General features: G+C 54.1%; 7 protein-coding genes and 1 pseudogene. 2 read left to right on the top strand and 6 right to left on the bottom strand.

The features are described 5' to 3' along the window. From ABYP39_RS16855 to ABYP39_RS16835, 5 genes are all read right to left on the bottom strand, one after another. Nucleotides 1-460: SAM-dependent methyltransferase (locus ABYP39_RS16855; protein WP_372783731.1), on the bottom strand; the 460-nt coding region annotated here is incomplete at its 3' end. Then, the gene (locus ABYP39_RS16850) at nt 450-881 is read right to left on the bottom strand and encodes a DUF2721 domain-containing protein (RefSeq protein ID WP_372748476.1); all 432 of its coding nucleotides are present in this window, start codon (nt 879-881) and stop codon (nt 450-452) included. The genes ABYP39_RS16855 and ABYP39_RS16850, both read right to left, overlap by 11 nt. A 2-nt stretch (nt 882-883) precedes the next feature. After that, on the bottom strand, nt 884-1408 hold the full coding sequence (locus ABYP39_RS16845; RefSeq protein WP_372748475.1) for a nuclear transport factor 2 family protein: 525 nt from the start codon (nt 1406-1408) through the stop codon (nt 884-886). Nucleotides 1409-2029: 621 nt separating this feature from the next. Continuing rightward, nucleotides 2030-2545, bottom strand: a complete 516-nt coding sequence (locus ABYP39_RS16840) for a DedA family protein (protein ID WP_372783729.1) — start codon at nt 2543-2545, stop codon at nt 2030-2032. An 8-nt stretch (nt 2546-2553) separates the two neighbouring features. Then, complete coding sequence (locus tag ABYP39_RS16835; RefSeq protein WP_372783727.1) at nt 2554-3408, bottom strand: SDR family NAD(P)-dependent oxidoreductase; 855 nt, start codon at nt 3406-3408, stop codon at nt 2554-2556. 230 nt (nt 3409-3638) lie between these two features. Here ABYP39_RS16835 and ABYP39_RS16830 point away from each other — a divergent pair, with 230 nt between their 5' ends. Next, entirely contained in the window at nt 3639-4301 is a 663-nt protein-coding gene (locus tag ABYP39_RS16830; RefSeq protein WP_372783725.1) for an alpha/beta hydrolase, read from the top strand. Nucleotides 4302-4410: 109 nt separating this feature from the next. On the opposite strand, the gene ABYP39_RS16825 is transcribed toward ABYP39_RS16830, so the two are convergent. Next, nucleotides 4411-4917: a porin family protein gene (locus tag ABYP39_RS16825; RefSeq protein ID WP_372764509.1), complete on the bottom strand. Its 507-nt coding sequence runs from the start codon at nt 4915-4917 to the stop codon at nt 4411-4413. A gap of 239 nt (nt 4918-5156) precedes the next feature. Between ABYP39_RS16825 and ABYP39_RS16820 the strand changes: the two are divergent. Continuing rightward, a pseudogene (locus ABYP39_RS16820) lies at nt 5157-5818 on the top strand (hypothetical protein); the annotation flags it as partial.

The following is a 5818-nucleotide window of genomic DNA, read 5'->3' as shown; positions in this document are numbered from 1 at the left end:
TCACCGCCAGATCAAAACCATCTGGCGCATGCTGTAACAACGACCGCGGCAGATCGCGCGCATTGATACCTTCGTAATTAACCACGCGTGCATCGCTGAGAATTTTTTCGGCCAGCTGGTCGTGCCCAACATCGACGCACACCACCTGATCGATACCGGCCTGCAACAGACAATCGGTAAAACCGCCGGTAGAGGCACCAACATCCAGCGCCACACCGCGCACCGGGAAAAATGCCTTTTCCAGAACCGCTACGAGTTTTAATCCGCCGCGCGACACAAACCGGTCCAGCGCATCGCGCTGCACGGAAAATGCCGTATCCGCCTCAAATTTCTGACTGGCTTTCGTTACCGTCACCGCAGCCGCCGACACCTTGCCTTCGCTGATCCAGCGCTGGGCCTGCGCGCGCGATTCCGCCACACCCTGCTCCACCAGTAACACATCTGCCCGCTTAAGGCCCATTGAGCATTACCCGTGTAGCCAGCTGGATTTCCCGCAAGAATCCGGTCAACGATGCAATCAGAAAGCCCATCGCCAGTATAAACAGCGCCGCCACAACCGTGCCGCTGTGCCAACCCATCACCGCATTGATAAACAGGCTCGCTATCACCACGCACACCAACAAGGCACTGCCGGTACTGAAGCCAATGGCCCGATGCACTACCCGACCCCGCTTGGTCAGCGTTTTCAGTTCCTGAGTAATCGCCAGCGCGCGCTCATCCGTAGCGTGCTCTAGACGCTGATGCAGGGCACGGCTGCGGTCAATAATCCGCGCCAGTCGGCCAGTCAACACATTGAGAATGCCGCCAATCCCCGCCAGCAGGAAAACCGGCGCCACCGCTTGCTGTATGGCATGCGTTATCACATTCAATTCGGCAGCCATGATCAGCTCGCAAACGTCAGCAGATTGAAAAACGCTTTCGCCGGATCACTGTCACAGCGAGCTCCCACCGGCGTGCCGGCCACCAGCGGTGAATCCCACTGACACGTGGACGGCTGAATCTGATTCCAGTCCATCACAATCTTGCGGTGGCTGAATCGCCACTGACCAGCGCGCTGCTCGTACTTGTCGAGATAACGCCCGCCGATAATGATTTCCACATCATTGCCTTGCTCGTCTTTCGTCAGATGGTACGACACCATCGTCACCTCACCCTCCGCACGATCGCCTTCCACCGCTATCAGATGGTTCTGCACCATATGAGAGGTCACTGTCATCGTCTCCAGCATCGACGGCAACCACTCCAGATAGCCCGCGGCACTCCCGCAGTACATCGGAGAATGATCGTCGGTAGCATCATCGTGGTAAAGCGCCGCTAACGCCGCGTAATCTCGTCGATCAATCGCCCGGCAATAGCGCAGCACCAGATCGCGAATGGCCTCTTTGGCGAGCAGAGTCTCCAGTGTCATATTCCCACCCTAAAGTAATCACAAGTGCGCATGGTACCACTGCGCCGGGCCTCTGCCCCTCCTGCAAAAACATGAAAAAAATGTCGCGGCCTGTCGAATTCAGACATTGCCATTCGACTATAAGATAAACCAGTCCATAGGAGACAACGAGATGCCCTAGCATAGACGGCATACACACCCTGACTATTGCCGCCTTTCTGAATGCAACTCACCCTGACCACACCAAACAATTGATTGCTAAAGCGCTGCGAGATTCCGAGGCATTGAAAGTTTCGTTAGTTGCAGAAGAATCCGATGAAATTGTTGCGCATGTGGCACTGTCGCCGGTGACGGTGCCGGATCACTCGACGGGTTAGTTTGGGCTGGGGCCAATATCGGTTGAGCCTAGCAAACAGAGCCAGGGATTTGCCCGAGATTAATGGAGCGCGCCTTAGCGGAGTTCAAAAGCCTGAAGGCTAATGGTCGTGTATGATTGGGCGACCCCGGCTATTACCACCGCTTTGGCTTCATACCGGTAGATGGTTTGGTATTGCCGGATGAGTACGGCAATCGTTAACGCCGCAATGGTTCGCACAATAATAGTTAGCAAAATCTGCCACTTTAGCCGGCCGGGCCTGCTGCTTATTCGGCCTGGTTAATCAAGCCACCTATACTGACCACCAATAGACCAAGCCCGCCCGCCCATACTGAGCAGGCTATCAGGTCATAGCGCGTGTACCGAGCCGCCGGCAATCCACTGATGCCGGTAAGCAGCGGCACAACGCTTCGTACTGCGGGTATCAGACGACCGAGAATAATGGATAGCTCACCGTGCTTTGTCAGTAGCTGTTCAGTCTTGTCTAGCCGACTGGCATAGCGCTGCGCGAACCGGGTGTGATGAAATGCGGGCCCTGCGCGGCGCCCCAGAAAGTAGCCGATATGATCTGCACTCGTGGCGCCCAGAAAGGCCAGCGGCAGCATTTGATAGAGAGTGGCAATACCCTGTGTGTAAAGCATGGTACAGACGCTGAGCAATATGGCGCCGGACACAAATAACCCTATACCAACACTTGCCTCCAAAAAGGCGATGGCAGGAACCAATAGCAATACATAATCGCCATAGCGATCAGCCCACTCAAGAAAGATATCACCAATCACGAAAAGCCTTAATCGCTGCCCACTATTTGTCTGTTATCCCCCATAATCTTGTTCGCCGCAACCGTCATCAACGCCACGGCCCTATTACGCCCCAGAAAGCCCATAACCCGACTACCTATTCGCAACTTACGGGATACAACACGGGTGGGGCCTTTGCCGAGATAACGAAGCGCTTCTTCAGCGACAACATGGGCCGGTGTGGCACCTTTGGGAGCCTGCTCAAGCGAAGAGAGTTTTCCGCGCAGCAGCATCTGACGACGCAAGGTAGGCGTATCGGTATCGGCGAGCATCAGACAGATTACGTCTACCCCCCTTGGCTTTAATTCACCCCACAACGCTTCGGTAAAGAGAAGATCAAAGGCCTTGGTACCCGCGTAGGTCGCCAGGCCAGGAGTGCCCGCCACCGCTGCGCCAGAACTCATGTTGACAATACCACCGCGACCGCGAGCGGCCATTTGCGCGCCAAAATGATGGCAAACACGCATTAGCAAGGTGCAATTTCGAAATAGCATAGCCTCATCAGCATCGAGATCCCGATCAAGAAAGTGATCGTTTCCGGTATCACCGCCCGCGCAGTTTACGACGAAGCCCACCTCTAAATTTCCCAGCGCCGCACACAGGCATTGCATCGCGTTGGCGAGCGATAGATCTAAAGCAATGACTCGCGTTTCAACGCCATAGTCTGCGCGAACTTTTTCGGCAACTTGATCGAGTGCCTCCTGCCGACGTGATACCAGCACCACATTTAGCCCTTGGGCCGCCAGCGCCTCCACAAAGGCTGAACCAACACCTTCTGAGGCACCCAATACCAATGCCCAAGGTCCATAGCGTTCAGCAAAGTCCAAGGGTGCGATAGTAGTCATAGCTTCTTCGGCTCTCAGTTTAATCAACGTGCACCCAGTGTACGCAATTGGTGCTGACTGCGACGAAGCGACAGAAAATAAGTAAACAGCGTACAACTATTCAGCCGACCAATTTTCTGGTCCGGTCCGGGCATGACATCTTGGTGCTGGCGGCTCTGTGGAAGAATTGCATATAAGCAGCCATATTCGGTACGCTGCGACATTCGAATTTCAATGGTGAGATACAAGCAATGCACTACCTGCCCTGTGTGGAAATAGAACCGGATACACCCGCCACCGCGTCGGTGATCTGGTTGCACGGTCTTGGCGCCGATGGCCACGATTTTGAGCCGATTGTTCCCCAGTTGCGTCTACCAAAAGAACTCGCCGTGCGCTTTGTGTTCCCACACGCACCATCCATCCCGATAACGATCAACGGTGGCATGCGCATGCCCGCCTGGTTTGATATTCGCGGCATGGATCTGGATACCGCCGTTGATGAGACGCAACTGCTCGAATCCGTAGCGGCAACACGCGCCTTGATTGAGCGCGAAGTTGAGCGCGGCATTCCAACCGAGCGTATTGTACTGGCCGGTTTTTCCCAAGGTGGCGCTGTGGTGCTGCATACGGCATTGAGCCATTCAGACAAGCTCGCCGGCTTATTGGTACTGTCCAGCTTTTTTGCTGTACCGAATGCGACCAAGCCACACCCGGCAAACCGCGACATTCCCATTGACGTTTTCCACGGCACGCACGACGCTATGGCACCGGAAACCCTGGGCCGTCAAACGGTGGCTTCGCTGGAAGCCCTCGGCTACGCCCCTTCCTACAAAACCTATCCCATGCAGCACGAAGTTTGTCTGGCAGAGATCAATGATATTGCGGCCAGCCTGAGCAGAATTCTCAAGCCGTAATTTTATGCGTGCTTCCTGAACCAGGAGCAATGCAAAAGAAGGTTTTTCTCCGACAAAAAAACAGGAGGCTTTTGCCGCCCGTTTTGCCTCTGAAAAATCAAAAGACAGATTAGAAAGTAAAGCCTACGCCAATATTAAAGCCTTTAATTTCAACACTGATACCGTCGTCAGTATCATCGTACAAACTAATATACTCGCCAAACAGATCGACACCCGGGTTGACCTCGGCAGCAATGCCGAAACCGTAGCTTATATCGCTGTCGTCGTCTTCACCGACACTGGTATCAACCTCAGTGTTTGCAACACCCAAAAGGGCATAGAGCGACACATTGTTTGCGAGCGGCAGGGTGGGTTTAAGGTATAGCGCATAGTACTGACTGATTTCCATATCCAGACCAAACGCACGGTCTTCGTCGGTACCCACACCAAATCGCAGCTCTACTCCCCAGTTGTCATCAAACTGATTGCCAAGCGCAAACTGCAACGTTGGGGTGTCAAAATCAATGCCTATGATTTCAGTTTCGAACAGTGCGTACGATACGCTTCCGTATGTCTCGGCCGTGGCGACCTGCGTCAGAAACAGGCTTAGACCCGCAGCGGCGATTGTCTTTTTCATAATCACTCCTGAGTTGGCTATTCTCGCTCAACAGCGCGAGCGAAAATATCATGCCACAGTATGAAAAAATCCCCTACGGCTTGCACTGAGCCACTGATGTATTTTGCATCGCAAAAAATCTGCCGGCAGGTGCAATTTTGCAGAACCACAAATGCATGTCTCCCATGACATCCAACAAGGTGATGATCACTGCGATCATTTTATCTACACTGCGTAAAACCGTTTCTCGAGCCATAATAATGATTAAGCACTTAACCCTGATTGTCAGTCTTGTCTTCCTGGCATCCTGCAACAGCAGTTCGTCCAGCTCATCAGGCGCTGGGACGGCAACCAGTTCCTGCACTACTGTCAACGAAGCCGGCCGCCAGTGGCTTGCCGCGTGGGGCGGTACCCGTGAAACGGATGTTCAGCAAGGCACAGGGCCTGCGCCAGTCGACACAACCATTCGCAATGTCGTAAGGGTCACCACCAGCGGCACCCATGTTCGACTTCGATTTTTCAATGAGGACGAAACCCGGCCAATTATTATCGGTGCTGCCAGTATTGGTATTCGCGAAGGCACCAGTGGCGCGATGCTCAAGACCAATAGCGCGGTGCCGGTTACCTTTAATTGCGGGAAGCCGACGGTGGTAATACCTCCGAACACCGTAGCACTCGAAAGCGACCCCATAGCGCTAACGGTCAACAATCAGGATGACCTCGCCATCAGCCTGTATATCGAGGGCGACAACAATCCGCCAGAGTTCAGTACCGCCTGGAATGAGTCCTACAAACTTGCCGACAACAGCGGCAACGATGTGGCCGATGAAAGTGGGACCGATTTCATCCTTATCGATGACCGGCCCGGCCAGGTACCACCCGGCACGCCCCTGATCTGCAACGGCTGCCGACCCTATGCACT

Source organism: Litorivivens sp., assembly GCF_041625495.1.
GTDB lineage: Bacteria > Pseudomonadota > Gammaproteobacteria > Pseudomonadales > Spongiibacteraceae > Litorivivens.
The sequence above is the reverse complement of the archived record's forward strand: the minus strand, read 5'-3'. Positions and strand labels throughout refer to the sequence as shown.